Origin of the sequence: Arthrobacter sp. CG_A4, assembly GCF_035985125.1 — a bacterium.
Lineage (GTDB): Bacteria > Actinomycetota > Actinomycetes > Actinomycetales > Micrococcaceae > Arthrobacter.
Window position 1 is genome coordinate 64,777 of sequence record NZ_JAXCID010000015.1, and the last position, 24,284, is coordinate 89,060.

The 24,284-nt window shown below is 67.7% G+C and carries 21 protein-coding genes and 1 pseudogene; 18 read left to right on the plus strand and 4 right to left on the minus strand.

Annotated elements, in window-relative coordinates:
- Positions 1-34 precede the first annotated feature (34 nt).
- From RCH07_RS08535 to RCH07_RS08545, 3 genes are all read left to right on the plus strand, one after another.
- A complete protein-coding gene (locus tag RCH07_RS08535; RefSeq protein WP_326967036.1) occupies positions 35-1,300 on the plus strand; it encodes a M20 family metallo-hydrolase in 1,266 nt (421 codons plus the stop codon).
- Entirely contained in the window at positions 1,297-2,736 is a 1,440-nt protein-coding gene (locus tag RCH07_RS08540) for an amidase (protein ID WP_326967037.1), read from the plus strand. The genes RCH07_RS08535 and RCH07_RS08540 overlap by 4 nt, the downstream gene beginning before the upstream one ends.
- A gap of 646 nt (positions 2,737-3,382) precedes the next feature.
- A complete protein-coding gene (locus tag RCH07_RS08545; protein ID WP_326967038.1) occupies positions 3,383-5,065 on the plus strand; it encodes an ABC-F family ATP-binding cassette domain-containing protein in 1,683 nt (560 codons plus the stop codon).
- Positions 5,066-5,144: 79 nt separating this feature from the next.
- Here the strand turns inward: RCH07_RS08545 and RCH07_RS08550 are convergent, their stop codons facing one another.
- Positions 5,145-5,837, minus strand: a complete 693-nt coding sequence (locus tag RCH07_RS08550; protein ID WP_326967039.1) for a GntR family transcriptional regulator — start codon at positions 5,835-5,837, stop codon at positions 5,145-5,147.
- A 145-nt stretch (positions 5,838-5,982) separates the two neighbouring features.
- On the opposite strand from RCH07_RS08550, the gene RCH07_RS08555 reads away from it, so the two are divergent.
- The 4 genes from RCH07_RS08555 (at position 5,983) to RCH07_RS08570 (ending at position 12,645) form a co-directional block, all read left to right on the plus strand.
- Positions 5,983-7,719, plus strand: a complete 1,737-nt coding sequence (locus tag RCH07_RS08555; RefSeq protein ID WP_326967040.1) for an L-lactate permease — start codon at positions 5,983-5,985, stop codon at positions 7,717-7,719.
- On the plus strand, positions 7,719-10,544 hold the full coding sequence (locus RCH07_RS08560) for an FAD-binding and (Fe-S)-binding domain-containing protein (protein ID WP_326967041.1): 2,826 nt from the start codon (positions 7,719-7,721) through the stop codon (positions 10,542-10,544). The genes RCH07_RS08555 and RCH07_RS08560 overlap by 1 nt, the downstream gene beginning before the upstream one ends.
- A 143-nt stretch (positions 10,545-10,687) precedes the next feature.
- Positions 10,688-11,461 (plus strand): DeoR/GlpR family DNA-binding transcription regulator, encoded by a 774-nt coding sequence (locus RCH07_RS08565; protein ID WP_326967042.1) that lies wholly within the window; start codon positions 10,688-10,690, stop codon positions 11,459-11,461.
- On the plus strand, positions 11,458-12,645 hold the full coding sequence (locus RCH07_RS08570) for an MFS transporter (protein WP_326967043.1): 1,188 nt from the start codon (positions 11,458-11,460) through the stop codon (positions 12,643-12,645). The genes RCH07_RS08565 and RCH07_RS08570 overlap by 4 nt, the downstream gene beginning before the upstream one ends.
- On the opposite strand, the gene RCH07_RS08575 is transcribed toward RCH07_RS08570, so the two are convergent.
- Entirely contained in the window at positions 12,578-13,294 is a 717-nt protein-coding gene (locus tag RCH07_RS08575; RefSeq protein WP_326967044.1) for a phosphatase PAP2 family protein, read from the minus strand. The two genes, RCH07_RS08570 and RCH07_RS08575, sit on opposite strands and share 68 nt — an antisense overlap.
- Before the next feature lie 147 nt (positions 13,295-13,441).
- Between RCH07_RS08575 and RCH07_RS08580 the strand changes: the two genes are divergently transcribed.
- From RCH07_RS08580 to RCH07_RS08610, 7 genes and pseudogenes are all read left to right on the plus strand, one after another.
- Complete coding sequence (locus RCH07_RS08580; protein ID WP_326967045.1) at positions 13,442-14,938, plus strand: bifunctional phosphatase PAP2/diacylglycerol kinase family protein; 1,497 nt, start codon at positions 13,442-13,444, stop codon at positions 14,936-14,938.
- 130 nt (positions 14,939-15,068) lie between these two features.
- Complete coding sequence (locus RCH07_RS08585) at positions 15,069-16,013, plus strand: ABC transporter ATP-binding protein (protein WP_326967046.1); 945 nt, start codon at positions 15,069-15,071, stop codon at positions 16,011-16,013.
- A gap of 3 nt (positions 16,014-16,016) precedes the next feature.
- Positions 16,017-16,913, plus strand: a complete 897-nt coding sequence (locus tag RCH07_RS08590) for an ABC transporter permease (RefSeq protein ID WP_326967047.1) — start codon at positions 16,017-16,019, stop codon at positions 16,911-16,913.
- Between the two features lie 30 nt (positions 16,914-16,943).
- A complete protein-coding gene (locus RCH07_RS08595) occupies positions 16,944-18,293 on the plus strand; it encodes a sensor histidine kinase (protein ID WP_326967048.1) in 1,350 nt (449 codons plus the stop codon).
- Entirely contained in the window at positions 18,290-19,024 is a 735-nt protein-coding gene (locus RCH07_RS08600; RefSeq protein ID WP_326967049.1) for a response regulator transcription factor, read from the plus strand. The genes RCH07_RS08595 and RCH07_RS08600 overlap by 4 nt, the downstream gene beginning before the upstream one ends.
- 76 nt (positions 19,025-19,100) lie before the next feature.
- A pseudogene (locus RCH07_RS08605) lies at positions 19,101-19,232 on the plus strand (3,4-dioxygenase subunit beta); the annotation flags it as partial.
- Positions 19,233-19,242: 10 nt separating this feature from the next.
- Positions 19,243-20,580 carry a M18 family aminopeptidase gene (locus tag RCH07_RS08610; RefSeq protein WP_326967050.1) on the plus strand — a complete coding sequence of 446 codons (1,338 nt, stop codon included), beginning with the start codon at positions 19,243-19,245 and terminating at the stop codon, positions 20,578-20,580.
- A gap of 28 nt (positions 20,581-20,608) precedes the next feature.
- Here the strand turns inward: RCH07_RS08610 and RCH07_RS08615 are convergent, their stop codons facing one another.
- Positions 20,609-21,292, minus strand: coding sequence for a DUF1345 domain-containing protein (locus tag RCH07_RS08615; protein WP_326967051.1), 684 nt, complete (start codon positions 21,290-21,292; stop codon positions 20,609-20,611).
- Positions 21,293-21,571: 279 nt separating this feature from the next.
- Here RCH07_RS08615 and rpsF point away from each other — a divergent pair, with 279 nt between their 5' ends.
- The 4 genes from rpsF to rplI all read left to right on the plus strand — a co-directional run bounded on the left by rpsF (position 21,572) and on the right by rplI (position 23,360).
- Positions 21,572-21,877 (plus strand): 30S ribosomal protein S6, encoded by a 306-nt coding sequence (rpsF, locus tag RCH07_RS08620; RefSeq protein ID WP_326967052.1) that lies wholly within the window; start codon positions 21,572-21,574, stop codon positions 21,875-21,877.
- A gap of 56 nt (positions 21,878-21,933) precedes the next feature.
- Complete coding sequence (locus tag RCH07_RS08625; RefSeq protein ID WP_326967053.1) at positions 21,934-22,524, plus strand: single-stranded DNA-binding protein; 591 nt, start codon at positions 21,934-21,936, stop codon at positions 22,522-22,524.
- A 126-nt stretch (positions 22,525-22,650) separates the two neighbouring features.
- On the plus strand, positions 22,651-22,890 hold the full coding sequence (gene rpsR, locus RCH07_RS08630) for a 30S ribosomal protein S18 (RefSeq protein WP_003800144.1): 240 nt from the start codon (positions 22,651-22,653) through the stop codon (positions 22,888-22,890).
- A gap of 17 nt (positions 22,891-22,907) precedes the next feature.
- Positions 22,908-23,360 carry a 50S ribosomal protein L9 gene (gene rplI, locus RCH07_RS08635; RefSeq protein WP_326967054.1) on the plus strand — a complete coding sequence of 151 codons (453 nt, stop codon included), beginning with the start codon at positions 22,908-22,910 and terminating at the stop codon, positions 23,358-23,360.
- 170 nt (positions 23,361-23,530) lie between these two features.
- Here the strand turns inward: rplI and RCH07_RS08640 are convergent, their stop codons facing one another.
- Positions 23,531-23,965 (minus strand): DUF1801 domain-containing protein, encoded by a 435-nt coding sequence (locus RCH07_RS08640; RefSeq protein WP_326967055.1) that lies wholly within the window; start codon positions 23,963-23,965, stop codon positions 23,531-23,533.
- Positions 23,966-24,284 lie beyond the last annotated feature (319 nt).

A 24,284-nucleotide genomic window follows, 5' to 3' on the forward strand; every position in this document is an offset into this window, starting at 1 on the left:
TTCCTCTTCACCGCTAAGTAGCAAAGGACTTCCCATGAACTCAGCAGCATTCCTCAAAGACTTCCACCACGTGGCCACCATCGGTGCCACCGCGAACAGCGGCGTAGACCGCCAGGCGGCCACCGCGGAGGACGCGAAGACCCGCGATTGGTTTGCCGCCCAGGTGCGCGACGCCGGCTGGGAACTACGGGTGGATGGAATCGGCAACATGTTCGGGCTGCTCGAGTGGACACCGGGGGCACCGTATGTGCTGATCGGCTCGCACCTGGACAGCCAGCCGCTGGGCGGGCGTTTCGACGGCGCCTACGGCGTCGTCGCCGCGCTGCACGCCGCACGGCGGCTGGACGCCGAGGTTGCTGAGGGCGGCACTGCGCCCCGGTTCAACCTGGCGGTGGTGAACTGGTTCAACGAGGAGGGCGGCCGGTTCGCGCCGAGCATCATGGGGAGTTCGGTGTTTGCAGGACTGCTGCAGCGGGAACAGATGCTGGATGTGCCGGATCTGTCGGGCACCACGGTCCGCGACGCGCTGGGCGCCATCGGATACCTCGGCACGGCCGTGGGGCCCGAGGTCGCAGGCTACGCCGAGATCCATATCGAGCAGGGCCGGATCCTGGAGCGGGAAGGGATCGCCATTGGCCTGGTGGACAGCAGCTGGTACACGCAGAAGCTGGACATTGAGGTGTTGGGAGAACAGTCGCATACCGGCGCGACAGCAATGGCCGACCGGCACGACGCTCTGGTGGCAGCGTCCAAGATCATTCTTATGGTGCACGATGTCACGAACGATTTCGCGGAAGGGGCCCTGGTTTCGTCAGTGGGGCAGCTCACCCTGGAGCCGAACTCGCCGATTGTGGTGGCACGCAGGGTGCACCTCGTGGCGGACCTCCGCTCCGGCGGCCCGGACATCGTCAAATCGGCCCGCGCCAAGCTCATCGCGGACATCGAGGTACTGGCGCAGGAGCACAACATCAAGGTCAACGTGAAGGACTTCGACGTCCGCCCGATCCGCCGGTTCCCCGAGGCCGGCTTGGAACTCGCGGACAAAGTCGCGGCTGACCTGGGCCTCTCCTCCCGTCGCCTCCAGACCATGGCCGGCCATGATTCCGTTGCCATGAACACCGTAGCGCCGTCCATTATGCTGTTCGTTCCCAGCGTGGACGGCGTATCGCACTGCGAGCGGGAGTTCACCACCGACGCCGACATGGTGACCGGCTTGGACATGCTCACGGGTGTGGCCCGGGAGCTCGTAGCCGGGGCCCTCATCAACGCTCAGGCCCTGCCGGCAGCGGCCCTGGCATGACAGAGCTGCACTACCTCGACGCCGCCTCGGCGCTGCGGCTCTTTCGCTCCCGGGAGCTCTCGCCCGTCGAGCTCATGAACGCGGTGATCGCCAGGACCGGGGACGTCAACGGGGGCATCAACGCCCTCACCGAAACCCTGTTTGAGGAAGCGATGCCCGCTGCCCGGCAGGCAGCTGCAAGCTACGCCCGCGGCCGGGACCTGACGCCTCTCCTGGGACTTCCGGTCGCCGCGAAGGAAAAGCACGGGCTCAAGGGGCGGACCCTTTCGCAGGGACTCGTGGCCCGCAAGGGGGAGCTGGCACAGGAGGACCATCCCGTGATCGACCGGATCCGGCGTGCGGGCGGAATCATCCACGCGCGGACCACCACGCCGGAATACAGCTGCGCTACGGTGACCCACAGCCCATTGTGGGGTGTCACGCGTAACCCCTGGAACCGGCAATACTCACCGGGCGGCTCCTCGGGGGGATCTGCGGCGGCACTGGCCGCCGGGCTGGCGCCGCTCGCCACGGCCTCTGACATCGCCGGCTCCACCAGGCTGCCTGCGTCGTTCACCGGAACGGTGGGCTACAAGGCACCCTACGGGAGAATTCCGGGCCAGGCGCCACTCTCCGCTGACCACTACCGCGGGGACGGTCCGATGGCGCGAACCGTGGCGGACACGGCCCTCCTGGCGAACGTGATGGCGGGCCGGCATCCTGGCGACCACACGTCGCTCGCCGGGAGTCAGGCGCTGTCCGTCCCGCCGGGTGCCGACGCCGCCGCGTCCGTGGCCGGCCTGCGGATCGCCTTGTGCATCCGGCTGGGAAACTATCCCGTGGCCGCGGACGTGGAGGCCAACACTCGAGCCGTTGCCTCCGCCCTGCGCTCGGCGGGCGCCATGGTTGAGGAAATCGAACTCCCCTGGACCATGGAGGACATCAGCCGGACGATGTTCACGCATTTCGGCTACCTCCTGGGCCCGGCCATGGAGGACGAGACCGCAGGCTCAACGGAATTTCTTGCCGGGTATACCCGGCAGTTCATGGCGGACGCAGGCAAGGCCGCCCGGGAGAACCGCTTTATCGACGGCATCCGGGCGGAATCCCGCATCCAGGCCGAGCTTGCCGCGGCGATGGCCGGCTTCGACGCCCTGATCTGCCCCGCCTCTGCCGTAGCCGCGCTGGACGCGGACGGCATGTACCTTGACGGGATCGATGCCGGCGGCGTGCGGCTTGAGCACTACTGGCAGGGCCACATGACGGCACCGTTCAACATCACCAACCGCTGCCCCGTCCTGGCGGTGCCGAGCGGCATGGCCCACTGCGGCATCCCCACGGGTGTGCAGATCGTGGGCCATCCCTTCGATGACGCCACAGTGTTCGCGGTCGGCGCCGCGGTGGAGCAGGTGCGGCCCTGGGCAGGGCGCCGGCCGGACCTCTTGGTGATGAGCTAGCGGTCATTTTCGCTGCTTCGTCGGGGTCAGGCAGCGCCGGGACTTTCTCGCGCCGGTAACGCGGGACATGCCCATTCTTGGTACGCCGGGACTGGGCACAAGGACGTTATGTCCATCCGCTGGCCCCGGCTCGGGGCATGTCCCTTTGGGCGGGTGTCCAGTCCAGCGGGCGTTTTCGTTTAAGTGGTCGGGTGCAGGTGGCCTGCGGGGGCGTTCCTTCCCGGTTGCTCGCCGCCACACCGTCTGCCGGCCGGGGCGCAGCCCGGATTCGTGCACGCGTTTGGCGCCGGGCGGCGAAGCAACTGGGTTTGGCGCCCGGCGCCGAAGCAACTGGGCAGGAACGTCGCGGCTTGGGTACGCGGGGCTGGTCTCCTCCGGCGTCGGGTGGGTCCGGCGGCGGGGAGCCGGGCATCACCGCGGGTAACGCGGAGGATATGCGCATTCCTCGCGCCCGGGACTGACCATAACGGCACGATGTCCACCCGCTGGCCTCGGCGCGGGGCATGTCCCTGAGCCCGGCCACGGCGCCGGACCCCCACGAACTAGAGAAAATGCCCCATGGCTGACGGCGGACCCACGCGCATTCCGGCGGCACCGCGGCGGACCCGGCCGCAGCAGGCCCGCAGGGCCGTGGGAGGATGGAATCGTGGCTCATATTGACGTTTCCAGCATCGATTACTTCCTGTCCGACGGCACCCAGCTGCTCAACGGCGTGACCTTCAAGGTCCCGGACGGGACCAAAACGGCATTGATCGGGCCCAACGGAACCGGCAAGACGACCCTCTTCCGGATCATCTCCGGCGACCTCATCGCGGACGAAGGTGTGATCGGCCGCTCCGGCAACATGGGGATCATGCGCCAGTTCGTCGGCCAGGTCCGGGATGATTCCAGCGTCCGTGACCTGCTGGTCTCGGCAGCGCCGCCGGCTCTGGCGGCCGCCGCCCGCACGGTGGATGAGGCCGAGCTGGCCATGCTGGAGCACGACGACGAGCCCACCCAGATGGCGTATGCCCAGGCGATCGTGGACTGGGGAGATGCCGGCGGCTACGACGTCGAGACCGTCTGGGACGAGGTATGCATGGCCGCGCTGGGACTGCCGTTCGACCGCGCGCAGCACCGCCCGGCGTCGAGCCTCTCCGGCGGCGAGCAGAAGCGGCTGGTGCTGGAGGCGCTTTTCGCCGGCCCCGACGAGCTGCTGCTCCTTGACGAGCCGGACAACTACCTCGACGTGCCCGGTAAGCGCTGGCTCGAGTCCAAGCTCAACGAGTCGAAGAAGACCGTGTTTTTCATCAGCCACGACCGCGAGCTGCTCAACAATGCCGCGGGCCGCATCGTCACCCTCGAGCCGGGCATCAACGGCGCCGGCGCGTGGGTGCACGGCGGCGGATTCGGCTCCTACGTGGAGGCCCGAGCGGACCGCAATGCCCGCTTCGAGGAGCTCCGCAAGCGCTGGGACGAGGAGCATGTGAAGCTCAAGGAACTCGTCAACATGTACAAGAACAAGGCCGCGTTCCGCTCGGACATGGCCAACCGCTACCACGCGGCGCAGACCCGGCTCGCGATGTTCCTGGCAGCCGGGCCGCCCGAGGCGCTGCCGATCGAGCAGAATGTGCAGATGCGGCTCAAAGGCGGCCGGACGGCCAAGCGCGCAGTCGTGGCCGAAAAACTGGAACTGACCGGGCTGATGAAACCGTTCTCCACCGAGGTCTGGTTCGGCGACCGCGTCGGCGTGCTGGGTTCGAACGGCTCGGGCAAGAGCCACTTCCTGCGTTTGCTCGCCACCGGCGGCACCGACCCGGAACGCGAGCACCTGCCGGTGTCCGACGTCGAGATCGCCGAAGTCCCGCACGGGGGCACCGTGAAGCTCGGCGCCCGGATCCGGCCCGGCTTCTTCGCGCAGACCCATGTCCGCCCGGACCTGCTCGGCAAGACCCTGCTGGAGATCCTGCACCGGGGCGACGAGCACCGTTCCGGGATGGGCCGCGAAGCCGCGGCCGGCGCACTCGACGGCTATGGCCTGGCCCCGCAGTCCGAACAGAAGTACGAATCGCTCTCCGGCGGCCAGCAGGCGCGGTTCCAGATCCTGCTGCTGCAGCTCTCCGGGGCCACTTTGCTGCTCCTCGACGAGCCCACGGACAACCTGGACCTGCACTCGGCCGAGGCACTGGAACGGGCCATCGACCACTTCGAGGGCACTGTCCTGGCGGTCACCCACGACCGGTGGTTCGCCCGAACCTTCGACCGCTTCCTGATCTTCGGTTCCGACGGCAAGGTCTATGAGTCCGCCGAGCCGGTCTGGGATGAAAAACGCGTCGAGCGAGCCCGCTAGCTTAAAGCAACGCGGGGTCACTTACGGCCCATTCCCGGGGGTTTTATGGGCGCGAAGTGACCCCGCGTTGCAGTGGCGTCTACCCCGGCAGCAGCCCGGACGGCTGTTTGGCCTCCGGGCCCGCGGTGCCTCCCATGGCGTCGACCAGCCGTTCCCGGGCGCGTGCGAGGTGTTCGTCGAGCAGCTCGGCTGCTGCCTCGCCCTCGCCGGCGCCGATCAGTTCGAGGATTTTCTGGTGTTCGGCGCGGATCAGTGCCGTGTCCAGGAGGTGCAGGGACTGGATCCGGAGCATACACAGCCGCACTTCCCCCACGAGCGAGCGGTACATCCTGCTGATCCGCTCGTTGCCCACGGCGTCGATCAGGCTGGTGTGGAACCGCATGTCCGGTTCGACGACGTCGAGCGGAGCGTCGGTCTGCAGCGCCGCGATGTCGCGGTTGGCCTGCACCGCCGCTTCCGGTACCAGCCGCGTGGTGGCGAGCCGGCGGAGCACTTCACTTTCCAGATACGCGCGTGCGAGATAGATATCCCGCACGGAGTCCGGGCCGAGTTCGACCACCCGGGCGGTTTTGTGGGTCCCCCGGTCCAGCAGGCCCTCGGCCACGAGCTTCTCGATCGAAGCCTTCGCCGTCGGCCGGGCCACGTCATAGGAGGAGGCAACCTCCGACTCCGTCAGTGACGCCCCGGAGCCCAGCTCGCCGGCAAAGATCCGGCTCCGCAGATCAGCGGCGACCGCTTCCACGATCGAGACAGCTGTAATTCGGCCAGCCACTGGAGCTCCGTTTCCGCCAAGAATTTCTTGAGTCACTCCCCATCTTGCCAGACAAGAAATCAAACCACTCTTGACCAGCATGCGTACTTGTAAGACAATAAATAGGCGCCACGGAGTTGTGACGCCTAACACAATCTGGAGACACATGTTTCAGCAGATCCTTGACCCCATCGCCGGGTCCCTAGTGATTTCCGCCCTTTGCGCGGCGCTTCCCCTTGTCCTGCTCTTCGTCCTGCTGGGCGTCTTCAAGGTCAAGGCCCCCAAGGCGGCCCTGGCCGGCCTAGCCCTCTCCCTCATTCTGGCCATCGTCGGCTGGCAGATGCCGGTGAACCAGGCCTTGAGTGCCACCGCCGCCGGCATCTTCTACGGCCTGTTCCCGATCCTGTGGATCCTTGTCAACGCGCTCTGGATCTACCGGCTCACCGTCGCTACCCCGTGGTTCGAAGTGCTGGGGCGGACCATCCGTTCGATCTCGAACGATCTCAGAATCCTGTCCATCCTGATCGCCTTCTGCTTCGGCGCCCTGCTGGAATCCCTGGCCGGCTTCGGCGCCCCGGTGGCGATCTCGGCCGCCATGCTGATGGCGGCCGGCATGAAACCGCTGAAGTCAGCTGTGGTCTCGCTGCTGGCGAACACCGCTCCCGTGGCCTTCGGCGCCATGGCCGCGCCCATCATCGCCCTGAACGGCGTTACCGGACTCCCGCTGAATGAGCTGTCCTCAATGGCTGGACGCCAGACGCCGTTCATCGCGCTGATCGTTCCGCTGCTGCTGGTGTTCATCGTCGACGGCCGGCGCGGTGTGAAGCAGACCTGGCCTGTGGCCCTTGTGGCCGGCGTAGCCTTCGGCGTGGCGCAGTTTGTCACATCCAACTTCTTCGCCGTGGAACTCACCGATGTTGTGGCCGCCGTCGTGACAGTGGCCGCCGTGCTGCTGATGCTGAAGTTCTGGCAGCCAAAAGAAATCGTCGGGATGGAGGGCGCCGTCGAGGGCGCTGCGGAAGCTGAGCACACCGCCGTCGCCGTCGAGACCGGAAGCGCCGCCCTTGCTGGCAAGTCCGCCGCCACGCCCGCCGTAGGACACTCCGCCGCAGGACACCCCGCCGCAGCCACTGCGGTGCCCACCGACAACTCCCGCCCGGAACCGCGGCAGATCTGGATGGCGATCGCCCCCTACCTGATCATCATCGCGGTGTTCTCGGTGGCCCAGATCCCGTTCGTCAAGAACTGGCTTGGCCAGGTAGGCAGCGTGGCCTTCGCCTGGCCCGGCCTGGACATCACCGATTCGGCCGGCAAGCCGGTGGCGGCCACCAAGTTCAAACTCGACCACTTCAAGGCGACCGGGACCCTGCTTCTGTTGTCCGGGCTGATCACCATGGCGCTGTACAAGATCACCGCGTCACGGGGTTTGCGCATCTACCGGGACACCCTGGGACAGCTGCGCTGGACGATCGTCACCGTCACGGCCGTCCTGGCCTTGGCCTTCGTGATGAACCTCTCCGGCCAGACCACCACCCTGGGCTTCGCGCTGGCCTCCGCTGGCGGCTTCTTCGCCATCCTCTCGCCGCTGATTGGATGGATCGGCGTCGCCCTCACCGGCTCCGACACGTCCTCCAACTCGCTGTTCGGCCAGATGCAGGCCACCGCAGCGGAGCAGACCGGTCTGTCTCCTGTGCTGATGGCCGCCTCCAACTCCTCTGCCGGCGTGATGGGCAAGATGGTGTCGCTGCAGAACCTGGCTGTTGCCTCCGCCGCAGTCGGCCTTGACGGCGCGGAGGGGACGCTGTTCCGCAAGCTGATCGGCTGGAGCCTGGGCCTGCTGGCGCTCATCACCGTGCTGATCTTCCTGCAGTCCACCCCCGTGCTGGGCTGGATGGTCCCCTGATGGCTCCGCTGGACCTGGCAGGCCTCCGCTCGGCGGTGCAGGATCCCGCCCAGGTGAAGACCCGGGCGATCGACCTGCACGCGAACGCCCATGACGCCTCGCACTTCCTGCTGATCCCGCAGGCCGTCGTCGTGGCCGGCAATGCCGCCGAAGTCGGCCGGCTGCTGCGGGCCAGCGCCGCCCAGGGCGTGCCGCTGACCTTCCGCTCCGGCGGGACCAGCCTCAGCGGCCAGGCGGTCACCGACGGCGTCCTCGTGGACGTCCGCCGCAATTTCAGGGACATCGAAGTGCTCGACGACGGCGCGCGGGTCCGCGTCCAGCCCGGCGTCACCGTGCGGGCGCTCAATGCCAGGCTTGCCCGCTACGGCCGGAAATTCGGGCCCGATCCGGCGAGCGAGGCGGCGTGCACCATCGGCGGCGTGGTGGCCAACAACTCCTCCGGCATGAACTGCGGCACCGTGGACAACACCTACCGCACCTTGGAGTCGCTGACCGTGGTGCTGCCCTCCGGCACCGTGATCGACACCGGTGCGGCGGACGCTGACCAGAAGCTCCGTGCCCTCGAGCCGGACCTCTACGCAGGCCTGGCCCGGCTGGCCGGGAGGGTCCGGAACAATGCGGACTCTGTGCACAGGATCCGGCAGCAGTTCGCCATGAAGAACACTATGGGCTACGGCCTGAACTCCCTGCTGGACTTCCGGACCCCGGTGGACATCATGGCCCACCTGATCGTCGGCAGCGAAGGGACCCTGGGTTTCGTGGCCGAGGCGGTTTTCCGCACCATCCCGCGGCTCCAGCACGCTGCCGCGGGCCTGCTGGTGTTTCCGAACCTCGAGGCCGCCAACGCAGCACTGCCCGCCCTCGTCGGGACGGGAGCAGCCACGGTTGAGCTGATGGACGCGCTGTCGCTGAGGGTGGGCCAGACACTGAAGGGAACACCCGCCGTCGTGCAGGACCTGACGGTCCTGGACCACGCGGCCCTGCTCGTGGAGTACTCCGCCGGCAGTGCCGGGCACCTGGCCGAACTCCAGGGCCACGGCGAGGGCATCCTCCAGGGCCTCGGGCTGTCCGCCCCCGCCCGGTTTACCGGCGACGCCCGGGAACGCGGGCAGCTCTGGCAGCTGCGCAAAGGCCTCTACGCCTCGGTCGCCGGGGCGCGTCCCCGGGGCACCACCGCGCTGCTGGAAGACATTGTGGTCCCGGTCCCGGTGCTGGGCCGCACCTGCCGGGAACTGATCCGGCTCTTCGACAAATACAGCTACAGCAACAGCGTGATCTTCGGCCATGCCAAGGACGGAAACGTCCACTTTATGCTCACCGACGGCTTCGCCACCGCGGCCGAACTGGACCGCTACAGCGCCTTTACCGACGACATGGTGGACCTGGTCCTGGCCGAGGGCGGATCGCTGAAGGCCGAGCACGGGACCGGGCGCGTCATGGCTCCGTACGTCCGCCGGCAGTACGGCGATGAGCTCTACGACGTTATGCGCAGCATCAAGCAGCTCTTCGACCCTGCCGCGATGCTCAACCCCGGGGTGTTGATGGATGAGGACCCGCTGGCGCATCTGCGGCACATCAAGACCGCGCCGCCCGTGGCCGAGGAAGTGGACAGGTGCGTCTCCTGCGGCTACTGCGAGCCGGTGTGCCCCAGTAAGGACATCACGCTCACGCCGCGGCAGCGGATCGTCACGCTGCGCGCTATCGAATCCGCGCGGCTGACCGGCGACACGGCGCTGGTCAGGGAGCTGGAGAAGGACTACGAGTACGAATCCGTGGACACCTGCGCCGTGGACGGGATGTGCCAGACCGCCTGCCCGGTGGACATCAACACCGGATCGCTGGTGAAACGCCTCCGGAAGGCCGGCGCCGGTCCGCTCGCCAACGCTGCCTGGAACGCCGCCGCCAAGCACTGGGAGGGTGTCACCCGGGGAGCTTCCCTGGCGCTGACGGTGGTGGATAAGCTGCCGGCCGCCGCCATCGCCCCGCCCAACAAGGCCGCACGGGCAATACTGGGACCGGACACTGTGCCGCTGTATTCCGCCGAGCTGCCGGGCGGCGGTTCCGTGCGGAAGCGTCCGACGCCGGCGGGCGAGGTTGACGCTGTCTACTTTCCGGCCTGCGTTGGCACCATGTTCGGGCCCGCAGAAGCAGGCCCGGGCGCCGAAGCGCGCGGCGTCCAGTACAGCTTCGAGGAGCTTTGTGCCCGGGCCGGACTCACGCTCCTGGTTCCGGCGGGCATCGACGGTTTGTGCTGCGGCACCCCCTGGTCCTCCAAGGGCATGGCCGCCGGGCAGATTACGATGCGCGACAAGACCCTGGCCGCCCTCCGGGTGGCAACCAGGGACGGCGTGCTTCCCATCGTGTGTGACGCTTCCTCCTGCACCGAGGGCCTGCGCCAGGCCACGGAATCGGACATACCGGCGGCCGGCCAGCGTGCCCTGCGCCTGGTGGACGCCGTGGACTTCGCCGCCGAGCACGTCCTGCCCCGGCTGCCCGAGCACGGGAAGCTGAAGTCACTGGCCCTCCACCCCACCTGCTCATCCACCCGGATGGGCCTGAACGACGCCCTCGGTGCCGTCGCCGGCGCCGTGGCCGAGCGGGTCGAGATCCCGGAGAGCTGGGGTTGCTGCGCGTTCGCCGGCGACCGGGGCATGCTGCACCCCGAACTGACGGCGTCGGCCACCGCGAAACAGGCCGCGGAAGTGGCGGACATGGGCGCGGCCGCCCACGCCTCGTGCAACCGGACCTGTGAACTGGGAATGACCCGGGCCACGGGTGCCCAGTACCGCCACGTACTGGAGTTGTTGGAGGAAGTCACCCGGTAACCCGGAGCAACGCGGGGTCACTTAGCGCCCATTCCCGAGGGGATTATGGGCGCTAAGTGACCCCGCGTTGCTCTTTGGTTAGGCGGGCAGATTTCGTTTGCGCAGGAAATGACTAAATGCGCAGAAATCGTTAGCATGTGACCATGAGTACTGATGAGCGGCACCGCCTGATCGGCGAGTTGCTTCGCAGCCGGGAGCACATGACGGTGGACGAACTCATGACGGAGTGCGGCGCCTCGGGCGCCACCATCCGGCGCGACCTTGACGTTCTGGCACTGCACGGCGTGCTGCGGAGAGTCCACGGCGGCGCCGTAAGCCTGCTGCTGCGGGGAGAGAACCCGGAGTACAGGCAGCGCGAACTGGAGGACCACGCCGCCAAGGTGCGGATTGCCGCCGGGGTAGCGGCAATGCTCACGGACCGGGGGCACCTCTGGCTGGACAGCGGCAGCACGGCCACGGAGATCGCCCGCCAGCTGCGGCGGCGGGAGATGACGATCATGCCGATGTCATTGCGGGCCGTCAGCGCCCTGACCGCAGATGACGCCCCGGCCGGGCGCCGCCCGCAGCTGTTGCTGCCCGGCGGGAGCCTGAGCCCCGGCGAACTGTCCTTCCGCGGACCGATGACGGAAGCCAATATCCGCTCGCTCCGCTTCGACACCGCCGTGGTCACGCCCTGCGCCCTGAACCTCCGGGACGGGCTGCTGGCCCACGACCTCGACGACGCCGCCGTGAAGCGCGCCGGGCTGGAATCCGCGGGCAGGGTGATCGTCGCCTGCTCCGGATCCAAATGGAACGCCAGCGCCGTCGCGCTCGTCGCGGCCCTGGCGGCCGTGGACGTCCTCGTCACGGACAGGGTCCTCAGCCCCAGAGAACTTACCCAGCTCGCCCAACACTCGGTGGAAGCAGTGATCGTATGACCATGACGGCAACCCGCCCGCAGCTCAAGGCCGCTGCTGCGGCGACTTTCCTGATTTTCGGGATCAACGGGCTGGTGTTCGCCAGCTGGGCGGCCCGGATCCCGGCGGTAACGGACATCCTGCACATCACTTCCGGCCAGATGGGGACACTGCTGCTGTGCGTGGCGGTCGGTTCGCTGATCGCCCTGCCGTCGGCAGGGCTCGTGGTGGGCAGGATCGGGACGGCAAACACCGTACGCGCCGCCGGACTCGCCGCAGCGGCCGCGGGCGTCGGCATCGCCCTGGCCCTGCTGGCCGAATCGGTTCCCGGGACGGCCGTCGCGCTGTTCTTCTTCGGCATCGGCATCGGGCTGTGGGACGTGGCCCAGAACATCGAGGGGGCCGACGTCGAGCACAGGCTCGGGCGCACCATCATGCCCCGGTTTCACGCCGCGTTCAGCGGCGGCGCCTTCCTTGGCGCGCTGATCGGCGCGGGCCTGTCCAGTCTCGGCGTCGGGCTGCCGGCGCACCTGCTGGTGATAGCCGCCGTCGTCGCCGTGCTGACCACGCTGGCCCCGCGCTACTTCCTGCCGCACATTGCGGCACCTGTTCCGCCGGCCGGGGAAGCGAAGCCAGCGAAAGGCCCCTCGGCCTGGCGCGACGGCCGCACCCTGCTGATCGGGATGGTGGTCCTGGGCGCCACACTGACAGAAGGCGCCGGGAACGACTGGATCGCCAAGGCCTCCGTGGACGGGCTGGACGCCCCACAGTCCACCGGCGCGCTGCTGTTCGCCGCCTTCGTCCTGGCGATGACGGCCACGCGCTTCTTTGGCGGCCGAGCAATTGACGCGTACGGCCGCGTGGCGGTACTCCGTGCCAGCATGGCCGCCGCCGCCGCAGGGCTCGCGCTCTTTGTGCTCGCCGGCAACATCTGGCTGGCCACGGCCGGTGCGGTGCTCTGGGGGGCGGGAGCCGCCCTGGCATTCCCGGTCGGTATGTCCGCCGCCGCGGACGAGCCGAGGCACGCCGCCGCCCGGGTGGCGGTGGTCTCGACGATAGGTTACGTCGCGTTCCTGGCCGGGCCGCCGCTGCTGGGTTACCTCGGCGACGTGACCGGAATCCGGCTGGCCCTGCTGGCTATCGGAGTCCCGATTCTGGGGGCGCTGTTGCTCGCCGGCGCCGCGAAGCCCTTGCGCGCCAGGTAAGCAGCCGCCGCGCGTCTCCATTCTCCTGAATGCATATGTCCCGGTAGAACAACCACAGCAGGAAGACTACGGGCACAGCCATGCACACGCTGCCCACGGTATCCGTCAGCCAGTGGGCGGACAGATAGGTGCGGCTGGCCATCATGGCCAGGACCCCGGCGGCCGCGAGCACCCAGACCCAGGCCCGGCCCGCGAGTATCGCCACGACCAGCACGAAGGCTGTTGTGGTGGCCACGTGGCCCGAAGGAAAGGATCCGGTGTCGGTCAGCACGATGGTGTTGGCCGGCCGGTCCCGGAGGATGCCCGCCTTGAGGATTTGGGTCAGGATGAGGACGGTGATGCCGGCCGCGGCGCCGAAGACCGCGGCTTGCGGGCGTCTCCTCAGCAGCAGGGCCACAACGAGCAGCCCGTGGAGCACCAGCACGCCGCGGTAGCCGGCCAGGTTCAGGAAGGCGTTGATACCGTCCCAGAACGGACTGCGCAGGGACGCCATCCAGCCGGCCCAGCCCTCATCCGGCCCCTGGAACGGCGGATGTGCGACGTTGGCCAGCAGCAGGCCGGCGAGAACCACGCCGACCGTCAGCAGTACGGTGCTGACCGCGATGATGCGGCCAGCCGGCAGCCGCTGAGGATCCAGCACTCGGGTCATCGACTCATCCTAGCCAACCGGACGTCTCGGCGGGCTGAACCCTGCTGACACCGGATCTGCTGACACGGGATCCTCCGCCGCTTCCGCCCTTGCGCTTCCGCCCTTGTCCGACAGCGTGCGCGCCGGAACCGGCAGTAAGGTGGTCGGATGCGAAGCATGCTGACGAAAGCGCCGGGACGGCTGCGGAGACTCGACCGGAAACTGATGCGGGCCGTGTCCGCGCTCCCGGGCGGACGCCATGACAAGTTCTTCCGGCAGCTGTCCGCGGCTGCGAACAACGGAAAACTCTGGCTTGGCCTTGCCGGCATCATGGCGATGTTCCCCGGGAAGGTCCGCCGCGCGGCCGTTCACGGACTCCTTGCACAGGGCCTGGCCTCGGGGGTCACCAACCTTGGGTTCAAGACCCTGCTCCCCCGTGCCCGTCCGCTCCCGGAACACCTTCCGGCCTTCCGGTTTGTCCACCCCCAGCCGACCAGCTCCTCGATGCCCTCGGGCCACTCCGCCTCGGCCGCGGCGTTCGCCCTCGGCGTCGGGCTCGTGCGCCCGGGGCTGGGTGCCGCGCTGGCCCCGGTCGCTGCCGGCGTGGCCTACTCCCGGGTGCACACGGGAGCCCATTGGCCCTCCGACGTGCTGTTCGGCTCGGCCATCGGAGCGGGCGCCGCCCTCATGACGCGGACGTGGTGGCCCGCCCGGCCGCCCTTCCCGGAAACCCGGCGGACCGCCGGACGGGCCGCGGAACTGCCCGCGGGTCAGGGCCTGGGCATCGCCGTAAACACCCTCGGCGGCTCCTACGCCGCGGAGACAGCGGCCGCCCTCCGGAAAGTATTCCCTAAAGCGTATATACAGGAAATCACCCAGGACAAGGACATTGACGCTGAGATCGCCGCGGTGGCCACACGCCCGGATACCCTGGCCCTGGGCGTCTGGGGCGGGGACGGAACGGTGGGTACGGCAGCTGCGGCCGCCGTCGAACTCTCCCTCCCGCTGCTGGTGCTGCCCGGCGGAACATTAAACCGTTTTGCCCGGGACGCCGGAATCCCCAGCCTCGAGGCCGCCGTCGACGCCGCGTCCCGCGGCGAGGCAGCCCGGGCCGACATTGGACACGTTGTGGTGGAGCGCGGCCTTCCCGACAGTCCCGAGCGGCTGCACCTGACCATGCTCAACACCGCGAGCATCGGCCTCTACCCGAACCTGGTCCGCCGCCGGGAACTCCTCCAGCCCGCGCTGGGAAAGCCGCTGGCCGGTGTCGTCGCGATGCTCCGGACCTTCGCCGCCGGAACACCCACCGCCCTGATTGTCGACGGGGTGCGGCACAAACTCTGGATTATGTACATCGGCCGCGGGCGCTACTACCCGCGTGACCACGCCCCGCTGGTCCGCCCGGTCCTGGACGACGGGGTCTTTGACCTTCGGATGATCACGGCAGACGAATCGTTCGCCCGGCTGCGCCTGCTGTGGTCCGTGCTGACCGGAACCGTCGCCACGTCCCGGATCACCCACCTCAGCGAATCCAGTACGATCCGGGTGGAACCGGGCGGCACCACCATGGTCCTGGCGGTGGACGGGGAGGTTATGCCGGGGGTGCGCTCCGTCGAGTTCACGGTGAAGCCGGGCGCCTTGACGTACTACTCGCCGGCATCCTGACAGCCGCCCTGTCATCCTTGGGGACTACCCTGAACCGACCCTGAATCATCCCTGAGACCGGCGAAAACCGCCCGCTGGCTCGGTAGCGTGGTGCGTACACACTCCCACTGCTACGCAAAGGAACGCGTTCATGATCGAAGCACGAGGCCTAACCAAGGTTTACGGCGACAAGACCGCCGTTGCCGGCGTCAATTTCACCGTCCAGGCCGGCCGGGTCACCGGCTTCCTGGGACCCAACGGAGCCGGCAAATCCACCACCATGCGCATGATTATGGGACTGGACCGCCCGACGTCGGGCTCTGTCACCGTCAACGGTGCCGCGCTCGCCCGGCACGCCGCGCCGTTGCGCGACGTGGGCGCCCTACTGGATGCCAAGGCCGTCCACACCAGCCGCTCAGCCTACAACCACCTGCTGGCCATGGCCGCCACGCACAGCATCCCGAAGAAGCGCGTGAACGAGGTCATCGAAATGACCGGCCTGGCCGAGGTCGCCAAGAAGAAGGTGGGCGGCTTCTCGCTCGGGATGGGCCAGCGGCTGGGAATCGCGGCGGCGCTGCTGGGCGATCCGCAGACCATCATCCTGGACGAGCCGGTCAATGGCCTCGACCCGGAAGGTGTGGTCTGGGTCCGCAACCTCGTCAAGTATCTGGCCTCCGAGGGACGCACCGTGTTCCTCTCCAGCCACCTCATGAGCGAGATGGCCGTCACCGCCGACCACCTGATCGTGATCGGCCGGGGCCGGATCATCGCCGATGCCCCGATCCAGGACATCATCAACGGCAAGGGCCAGAGCCGCACCCGCGTCCGCACCGATCAGCCGGACCAGCTGATGCAGTTGCTGGCCGGCACTGGCATCTCGGTGGAACTGCAGGACCACGAACTCCTGGAGGTCAAGGGCCTCGACCCGCGCGAGATTGCCCGGGCGGCCTTCGAGAGCCGCGTCATGATTTACGAACTCACCCCGCTTCAGGCCAGCCTCGAGGAGGCCTACATGGAACTGACCAAGGATGAGGTCGAATACCACTCGCTGATCACCACGGGAGCCGCTGCTCCCGTCACCTCCGGAGGCAACTAAGCCATGAGCTCAACCACCCTCGACCCCGTCCCCTCCAGCCGAGGGGCCCACTCCGGCGCCAAGGCCACCCTCGCCGGCGACGGCACCAGCACCGGTCCGGGCCCCGGCTACTTCCGGGTCCTGAATTCCGAATTCATCAAGTTCCGCACCCTGCTCTCCACACTGATCCTGCTTGGCTCCACAGCGCTGGTGATGGTGGGCTTCGGCGCCCTCTCCGCCTGGGGAACCGGTCAGTTCGCCGAGGCTGCCACCCAGGACCCGGAGGCGGCCGCCGCGTTCGCCGCCCAGGGCGGGGAACTCGCCGTCAGCGTCCCCACCTCCGGCATCGTCTTCGCCCAACTGATCCTTGGCTCGCTCGGCGTGCTTCTGATGAGCTCGGAGTTCACCACCGGGATGGCCCGTTCCACGTTTGCGGCGGTGCCCAGGCGGACGCCGGCATTCATCGCGAAGCTGCTGGTGGTTACGGTGACCGCGTTTGTTGTCACCACGGTCTCCGTGTACCTGGCCGGCCTGGTGGCGCTGCCAATCCTGGACAACTACAACCTCAAGCTGGACCTCGCCAGCTCCCAGTCGGTCAAACTGCTGCTGGTCAGCAGCCTCTACGTCGCAGCCGTCGCCGCAATCGGCATGGCGCTGGGTGCGCTGATCCGGAACTCCGCGGGCGGCATCATGAGCCTGGTGGGCCTGTTCTTCGTGGCACCGATCGCCTTCCAGCTCATTCCGGGCGACTTCTTCGTGGAAGCCCGGAAGTACCTGCCCGGCAACACGGTGGAGCCGATGACTGCTGCGCAGCACGCCGCGGACACCCTGGAAGCCTGGCAGGCAGCCCTGGTCCTTGGCGCCTGGGTGCTCGTCCCGGTGGTCCTCGCCGGTGTCCTGCTCAAGAGGCGCGACGTCTAAGCCGGCGGGCCCGCCGTCTAGGCTCAGAGCATGAACCATGCAGTATCAGTGACGGACGCGGCAGCCGGCCAGGCTGACGCGTCCTTCGCGGAAATCACCGCCCGACGGCGGGGCCGGCTCCGGCGCTACCTGTTCCAGCACCCGCGGGTCACGGACGCCATCGTCGTCTCCGTCTATGTCCTCCTTGCCACCCCCACCGCGGTGGAATCAGTGACCGACGGCGCCTGGCCCGCCGCCGCGCTGCTGGCGGCGGTTGCCGCGGCCCTTCTCTTCCGCCGGAGCCACCCGGTCCCGGTGGTGGCGGCAGTCACCATGCTGGAGGTGGCCGTCACCCTGCTCCATCCCTGGGGCTCCAACGTCTCCGCGGGACTCTGGTTCGCGCTGTACGCCGTGGCCGTGGTCCGCACCCGGCGTTTCGCCCTGATCGCCCTGGCGCTGTCCACGGCGCCGCTGGCGCTGTTGTATTTCCTCGCAGCCGGAGGCCCGCTGGACGGCCGGCTGCCGGACACCTCCGCCCGCACCCCGGAGAACTTCCAGCTCATCGCGAGCCTCGCGGTTGGCATCATCATCACCCTGTCCAACGTCATCGCCACCGTCATCGGCATCTCGGTCCGGCAGCGGCGGGAGCACGAACTTGAGATCGCCGCCTGGGCCGCGAGAGCGGCGCAGCTTGGCTCGGTCAACGAACGGAACCGGATCGCCCGGGAAATGCACGACGTCGTGGCGCATTCGCTCACGGTCATGATCAGCCTCTCCGACGGTGCCGCCGTCGTGGTGAAGAAGGATCCGCAGCGGGCCGCCGAGGTACTCGGCGAACTGTCCCGCACCGGACGTGCCGCCTTGGCGGACATGCGGCGTGTGCTTGGCGTGCTGCGCGATGAGTCCGCCGCCGGCCACGCGCCGAGGGAACCGCTGGTGGCCGGCGGTAACCTCGCCAAGCTGTTGGACGGATTCCGCACCGCGGGTCTGCCGCTGCACTACACGCACACGGGCCAGGCGCTGCCCGACGAGGCCGCGTTCCAGCTGACCGTCTACCGGATCGTGCAAGAATCGCTGACCAATGTGCTGCGCTACGGCCGATCGCTGGGCCGGGTCGACGTGGCGATTTCCCGGGACGGCGATACCGTCACCATCGACGTGGCCGACGACGGGAAGGGGACCGTGGGTGCCGGTGGCTTCGGCCCCGGCGGCTTCGGCCCCCCGGCGGCCGGGACACAGGACCCCCAGGGACCCGCGTGGCGGCCCGGGGCCGGCCAGGGCCTTCCCGGGATGAGGGAGCGAGCCAGCATCTACGCCGGCACCGTGGAGGCAGGGCGCAGGATCGACGACGGCTGGCGCGTGCACGCCGTCCTGAACTGCAACGGCAAGGGGAAACAATGAGCGAGACCGCACGGATCCGCATCCTGCTGGTGGACGACCAGCCGCTCCTGCGGATGGGGTTCCGACTGATCCTGGAGGGGGAGGATGACCTGTGCATCGTGGGTGAGGCATCCGACGGCGCCGAGGCGGTGCGCCGCGTCCGCGCGCTCACGCCGGACGTTGTGCTCATGGATGTGCGGATGCCGGTACTGGACGGGATCGAAGCCACGCGGGCCATCACCACCGCCGGTTCGGTTGCGAAAATCATCATCCTCACCACCTTCGATCTCGACGAATACGCCTTCGCCGGGCTCCGGGCCGGGGCCTCGGCCTTCCTGCTCAAGGACGTGGCGCCGGCCGAGCTGATCAGCGCCGTCCGGGTGGTGGCCAGCGGCGACGCCGTCGTGGCCCCGCGCGTGACGCGGCGGCTGCTGGAAACCTATGTCCGGGGAGCGCGCCCGGGTGCGGGCGGTGCGGGCGACGCCGGCGGTCCCGGGACCCCGGGACCCGCGGCCCGGGCGGCCACGGACCCGCTGCTTGAGGACCTCACCCCGCGGGAGACCGAGATGCTCGGGGCGATGGCCGAGGCACTCTCCAACGCCGAGATTGCACACCGGTATTTCCTTTCCGAAGCCACCGTCAAAACGCATGTGCGCAGGATCCTCGCGAAGCTCCATCTGCGCGACCGGGTCCAGGCTGTGGTGTACGCCTACGAAACCGGCCTTGTGGTGCCAAGCAACCCGGACTATTGATTCAGTGGGCTTCGGCACACATCAAATTGTCCCTGAGGTACCTGTTTGTGCCCCACGCAGCCGGTACGGAGAACTTCCCCGGACCACGCTGAAATCGGACAAAGTCTTCGGCAACGACGGCGGGATCTACCGGCTCGCCACGATGGCCGGACCGACGTCCGGGGGCTTCACGGCCGGGCTCAACGTCAGCGTGTGGGCGCGGCGCTAGACTCGGTGCCATGCCAACACACTCCACTGCCGCAGACCACATCCAGGACCTCGGCGCGTATGTCACCGCCTCGCCGTCGAGCTTCCACGCGGTGCACGAGGCCGCCCGCCGGCTGGATGCGGCGGGCTTCACCGGCCTGGAGGAGCTGCAGCCCTGGGACGGCGCCGCCGCTGCCGAGCCCGGCACCGCTGGCAAGTTTTACATCATCCGGGACGGCGCCCTCATCGCCTGGGTGATGCCCGGGACGGCCGGCCCCACCACGGGTTTCAACATCCTGGGCGCGCATACGGATTCGCCGTCCTTCAAGCTCAAGCCCAGGCCCACCACCGGAAAGTTCGGCTGGCTGCAGGCCGGCGTCGAGGTCTACGGCGGCCCGCTGCTGAACTCCTGGCTGGACCGCGAACTCCAACTGGCCGGTCGTCTTGTGATGCTGGACGGCACGCAGCACCTCACCGCTACCGGGCCGCTGCTGCGCTTCCCGCAGTTGGCCATCCACCTGGACCGCGCCGTGAACGAGGGGCTCGCCCTCGACAAGCAGCAGCACATGAACCCCGTCTACGGCCTCGGCGATCCCGCCGGTGAAGACCTGCTGGCACTGCTCGCCGGCCGCGTCACGGGGGCAAACCTCAACCCTGCGCAGATCGGTGGCTACGACGTCGTTATCGCGGACACCCAGGCGCCCGCCGTTTTCGGGGCCAGGGGCGAGTTCTTCGCCTCCGGCCGGCTGGACAACCTCTCGGCGACGCACGCCGGACTCACCGCACTGATCGCCCACGGTTCGAGCCCGCTGCCGGAGGGTGCCCCGGCCAATGCCCCGATCGCCGTGCTCGCGGCCTTCGACCATGAGGAAATCGGCTCCGCCTCCCGCTCGGGCGCCAGCGGCCCCATCCTCGAGGATGTTCTGGTCCGCATCTCCGACGGACTGGGTGCCTCGGTGAGCCAGCGGCGGCAGGCCTTCGCGGCGTCGTTCTGTGTCTCAGCCGACGCCGGCCACGCGGTGCACCCGAACTACGCCGAGCGGCACGACCCGGCGAACCGGCCGGCCCTGAACGGCGGGCCGCTGCTGAAGATCAACGCCAACCAGCGCTACGCCACGGACGCTGCGGGCGCCGCGCTCTGGGCCCGGCTGTGCACCGACGCGGGTATCCCCTACCAGGAGTTCGTCTCCAACAACGTGATGCCGTGCGGCTCCACGATCGGCCCGCTGACCGCTACCCGGTTGGGTATCCGCACGGTCGACGTCGGCGTGCCCCTGCTCTCCATGCACTCCGCGCGCGAGCTGTGCGGCGTCGAGGACCCGCACCGGCTCGCGCTGGTGACCGAACAGTTTTTCGGGACGGAGGCATAAGTCTTCAGGACATACCTGGCCGGCCAGATTAGAAGGCGAGACCGATGACGAGGTTGAGCGTGGCGGCCAGGATGATTGTCCCGAACAGGTACGACAGCAGGCTGTGCTTGAGGGCTTCGGCGCGGATGCCGTGGTTCTGCAGGGCCGTGTCTGAAACCTGGTAGGTCATGCCCAGGCTCGTGGCCAGGTAGGCGAAGTCGGTGTACTGCGGCGGACGGCTCTGGTTGAAGTCGATGCCGCCCACCGCGGAGCCGGCCTTCCGGCCCGTGGTGTAGTACAGCTCCGCGTAGCGCAGGGTGAAAAGCGTCTGAACCAGTATCCAGGACAGTGCCACCGAGACCAGCGCGAGCAGCCCGCCGCCGAGCCGGGACACGGCGTCGGCGTTGTTGTGGGAGTCGACGACGACGGCCGCCACCGCCGCGAGGCTGGCGACGTTCGCGGCCAGGATCAGCAGATCCGTGGTGCCCCGGGCCGGATCCTCGGCCGTGGCGTGGGATTGTGTTTCCGCCGGATCCAGCCGCCCGATAACCAGCCAGACCCAGGCCGTGTAGGTCAGCGAAGCGCCGCACCAGCCGATCGCCGGAGCCTGGACCCAGCGGCCGGCCAGAGCGGCCGCCGCCGCCGCCAAAAGTCCGCCCAGCAGCATAATGGCGAAGCGCAGCCGGCTCCTCCGGGTGCGCACGGAACGTCGGGACGGGGAGCCTGTAGTCATTCCTTGATCATGGCATGCCGCCGGGATCCACCCCGCCGGGATCCGCCCCGCCGGGGCGGTTATCCACAGGGAGGCCGGCTACGCTTCCGGGACCCGACGGCTGCGCCTACGCTGGACACGGATGGAATCGCGGAATCCGTTCCCGATGCACTAAGCTATTGAAGTCTGTGCTGCGCCCTGCCCCCGTTTCTGGGGGTGCTGCGGGCACAAGGCACCGCAAATGAACCTCCTGTTACGGAAATGCCGTAACCGCTTAGCCCAAAGGAGGTGGGTTCACATATGCGTCCTTACGAATTGATGGTAATCATCGACCCCGAGGTCGAAGAGCGTACCGTCGAGCCAACGCTTCAGAAGTTCCTGAGTGTCATCACCACCGATGGTGGAACCATCGAAAAGGTTGACATCTGGGGCCGTCGACGCCTGGCTTACGAAATCCAGAAGAAGTCTGAAGGTATCTACGCCGTGGTGAACTTCACCGCTGAGCCGGCTACCGCCAAGGAACTTGACCGCCAGCTGAGTCTCAATGAGACCATCATGCGCACCAAGATCACCCGCCCCGAAGTACAGAAAGTTGTTGCTGAATAACTTCAGCTCCAGATTTTCACTCTTCATCCCCGCAGGAACGCATAAGGAGGCAGTAGATGGCAGGCGAAACCACTATTACGGTCGTAGGTAATCTCACCAATGACCCCGAACTGAGGTTCACACCGTCAGGTTCGGCAGTAGCGAATTTCACCATCGCTTCTACGCCCCGTACCTTCGATCGCCAGTCCAATGAGTGGAAGGATGGGGAAACCCTGTTCCTCCGCGCGTCGGTATGGCGTGAGGCAGCCGAAAACGTCGCCGAGTCCCTGACCAAGGGCATGCGCGTGATCGTTTCCGGCCGCTTGAAGAGCCGTACCTACGAAACCAAGGAAGGCGAGAAGCGCACCGTTATGGAGCTCGAGGTCGATGAAATCGGCCCGAGCCTGCGCTACGCCAACGCCAAGGTCAACCGCACCCAGCGCTCAGGCGGTGGGGGGGCCGGCAACGGTGCCCAGGGTGGCTTCGGCGGCGGCAACAGCGGCGGTGTCTCTGGTGGAAACCAGGGTGGCAACTCGGGCGGCAACTCCGGCGGAACCTGGGGCGGCAACCAGCCCGCGGCAGCGCAGGATGACCCTTGGGCTACGCCCGGTGTCAGCAATGCGGGCGGCGGCTGGGGCAACGGCCCCGATTCCGAACCTCCCTTCTAAACAACATTTAAGGTTCGACGCCGGGACCCGCCGGGACGCCGCAAGGCGGCCGGGTGCAGACCGGCGTTGGATCACCACCATCCCGTGGATCAATATCCACGGGCTCCATCGAATAGGAGCTCCACGATGGCTAAGGCTGAACTCCGTAAGCCCAAACCAAAGTCCAACCCCTTGAAGGCCGCTGACATCACAGTCATCGACTACAAGGACGTAGCATTGCTGCGCAAGTTCATCTCCGACCGCGGAAAGATCCGCGCCCGTCGCGTCACCGGCGTCACGGTGCAGGAACAGCGCAAGATCGCCCAGGCAATCAAGAACGCCCGCGAAGTTGCTCTGCTGCCTTACTCCGGCGCTGGCCGCGGCTAAGGAAGGGATTAACTAACATGGCAAAGCTCATTCTGACCCACGAAGTAACCGGTCTCGGTGCTGCAGGCGATGTTGTCGAGGTCAAGGACGGTTACGCACGTAACTACCTGCTGCCGCGCAACTTCGCCCTGACCTGGTCCAAGGGTGGCGAGAAGCAGGTTGAGTCCATCAAGGCTGCCCGCGTCGCCCGCGAGCACGCTTCCCTGGAAGACGCTCAGAAGCAGGCCGCAGCGCTCTCCGCCAAGCCGGTCAAGCTGTTGGTCAAGGCTGGCGAGACCGGACGCCTGTTCGGCACCGTCAAGCAGGCCGACGTGGCCGATGCTGTTGAGGCCGCTGGTCTCGGCAAGATCGACAAGCGCAAGGTTGAACTGCCGGCTCACATCAAGTCGGTTGGTTCCTACCAGGCCAACGTCCGTCTGCACGACGACGTTGCCGCTGTGATCGAACTCGACGTAGTCGCAGGCAAGTAGCCCTTACCGGCTGCGCAGTCCTGAACTGTCGGGAGGCCCCTGCCTCCGGATTCCTCAAAGGATCCGGACGCGGGGGCCTTCCGTTTTAACCCAACGCGGGGTCACTTCGCGCCCATTGTGGGCGGCGCCATGGGCGCGAAGTGACCCCGCGTTGTTTTTTGTGGGCGGGACTAGCCGCGGTTCAGGACTGTGGTCACATGCCGGTAGCCGTTCCGGATCAATTCGGTGAGCACCGCCTCGTCAACGTCGTCGAGCTTGGTGACGTAGAGGCCGCCCGCGCCTGTTCTGTGCTTCCCCAGCCGGGCGAGCAGCCCCGCCGACTCCGGACCGTAGGTGAGGCCGTAGAGCGACAGGCTGGCTTTCCGTGGGGAGAACCCGACCGCCGGTGCGTCGCCTTCGCGCCCGGTCTCGTACTTGAAGTGGTATCGGCCGAAGCCCACAATCGTCGGGCCCCACATCTCGGCCGGCCGGCCCGTCGCTTCTGCCATCAGCACCAGCAACCGGAGTCCGTCCCGGCGTCGGACAGGATGCTCGACGGCGGCAAGGTATGCGTCCACGGATGCACCGGTAGCTGCTATTTTGTTCTCGTTCTTGTTTCCAGCCATGAGGGCAGTCTGGCAGAACGGAGGGCCCCTGTCAGCGTCTTCGGGACGCCACGACGCCAGGGGAATAAACCCAGCGGAACACCGGTTCCACAGGTAGATGCAAACGCATGTATGTGCGTAGCTGACCTCGAACCAATCTAGGTGCGTGGGTCGGTAGCGGTTTGCCGGTTCCGCAGGTTTGCGCCGTGACGGCGCGGAGGCCGGGTCTCCTTTCTGGAAGGAGTCCCGGCCTCCTGGCATTTTCGCGATAGGAAACCTGGAAGGCCCCTGTGGGGTGCGGTTCGGGTCCTGCCGCTTCGATCCCGTGGCCGCGTCCCCG

Excerpts from the sequence above, each read along its gene's own strand:
- RCH07_RS08535 (WP_326967036.1), top strand. The coding sequence starts at position 35 with ATGAACTCAGCAGCATTCCTCAAAGACTTCCACCACGTGGCCACCATC.
- RCH07_RS08640 (WP_326967055.1), bottom strand. The coding sequence starts at position 23,965 with ATGGCTGGAAACAAGAACGAGAACAAAATAGCAGCTACCGGTGCATCC.
- RCH07_RS08590 (WP_326967047.1), top strand. The coding sequence starts at position 16,017 with ATGAGCTCAACCACCCTCGACCCCGTCCCCTCCAGCCGAGGGGCCCAC.
- RCH07_RS08580 (WP_326967045.1), top strand. The coding sequence starts at position 13,442 with ATGCGAAGCATGCTGACGAAAGCGCCGGGACGGCTGCGGAGACTCGAC.
- RCH07_RS08585 (WP_326967046.1), top strand. The coding sequence starts at position 15,069 with ATGATCGAAGCACGAGGCCTAACCAAGGTTTACGGCGACAAGACCGCC.
- RCH07_RS08600 (WP_326967049.1), top strand. The coding sequence starts at position 18,290 with ATGAGCGAGACCGCACGGATCCGCATCCTGCTGGTGGACGACCAGCCG.
- RCH07_RS08555 (WP_326967040.1), top strand. The coding sequence starts at position 5,983 with ATGTTTCAGCAGATCCTTGACCCCATCGCCGGGTCCCTAGTGATTTCC.
- RCH07_RS08540 (WP_326967037.1), top strand. The coding sequence starts at position 1,297 with ATGACAGAGCTGCACTACCTCGACGCCGCCTCGGCGCTGCGGCTCTTT.
- RCH07_RS08625 (WP_326967053.1), top strand. The coding sequence starts at position 21,934 with ATGGCAGGCGAAACCACTATTACGGTCGTAGGTAATCTCACCAATGAC.
- RCH07_RS08615 (WP_326967051.1), bottom strand. The coding sequence starts at position 21,292 with ATGACTACAGGCTCCCCGTCCCGACGTTCCGTGCGCACCCGGAGGAGC.
- RCH07_RS08560 (WP_326967041.1), top strand. The coding sequence starts at position 7,719 with ATGGCTCCGCTGGACCTGGCAGGCCTCCGCTCGGCGGTGCAGGATCCC.
- RCH07_RS08610 (WP_326967050.1), top strand. The coding sequence starts at position 19,243 with ATGCCAACACACTCCACTGCCGCAGACCACATCCAGGACCTCGGCGCG.
- rpsF (WP_326967052.1), top strand. The coding sequence starts at position 21,572 with ATGCGTCCTTACGAATTGATGGTAATCATCGACCCCGAGGTCGAAGAG.
- RCH07_RS08570 (WP_326967043.1), top strand. The coding sequence starts at position 11,458 with ATGACCATGACGGCAACCCGCCCGCAGCTCAAGGCCGCTGCTGCGGCG.
- rplI (WP_326967054.1), top strand. The coding sequence starts at position 22,908 with ATGGCAAAGCTCATTCTGACCCACGAAGTAACCGGTCTCGGTGCTGCA.
- RCH07_RS08565 (WP_326967042.1), top strand. The coding sequence starts at position 10,688 with ATGAGTACTGATGAGCGGCACCGCCTGATCGGCGAGTTGCTTCGCAGC.
- rpsR (WP_003800144.1), top strand. The coding sequence starts at position 22,651 with ATGGCTAAGGCTGAACTCCGTAAGCCCAAACCAAAGTCCAACCCCTTG.
- RCH07_RS08575 (WP_326967044.1), bottom strand. The coding sequence starts at position 13,294 with ATGACCCGAGTGCTGGATCCTCAGCGGCTGCCGGCTGGCCGCATCATC.
- RCH07_RS08595 (WP_326967048.1), top strand. The coding sequence starts at position 16,944 with ATGAACCATGCAGTATCAGTGACGGACGCGGCAGCCGGCCAGGCTGAC.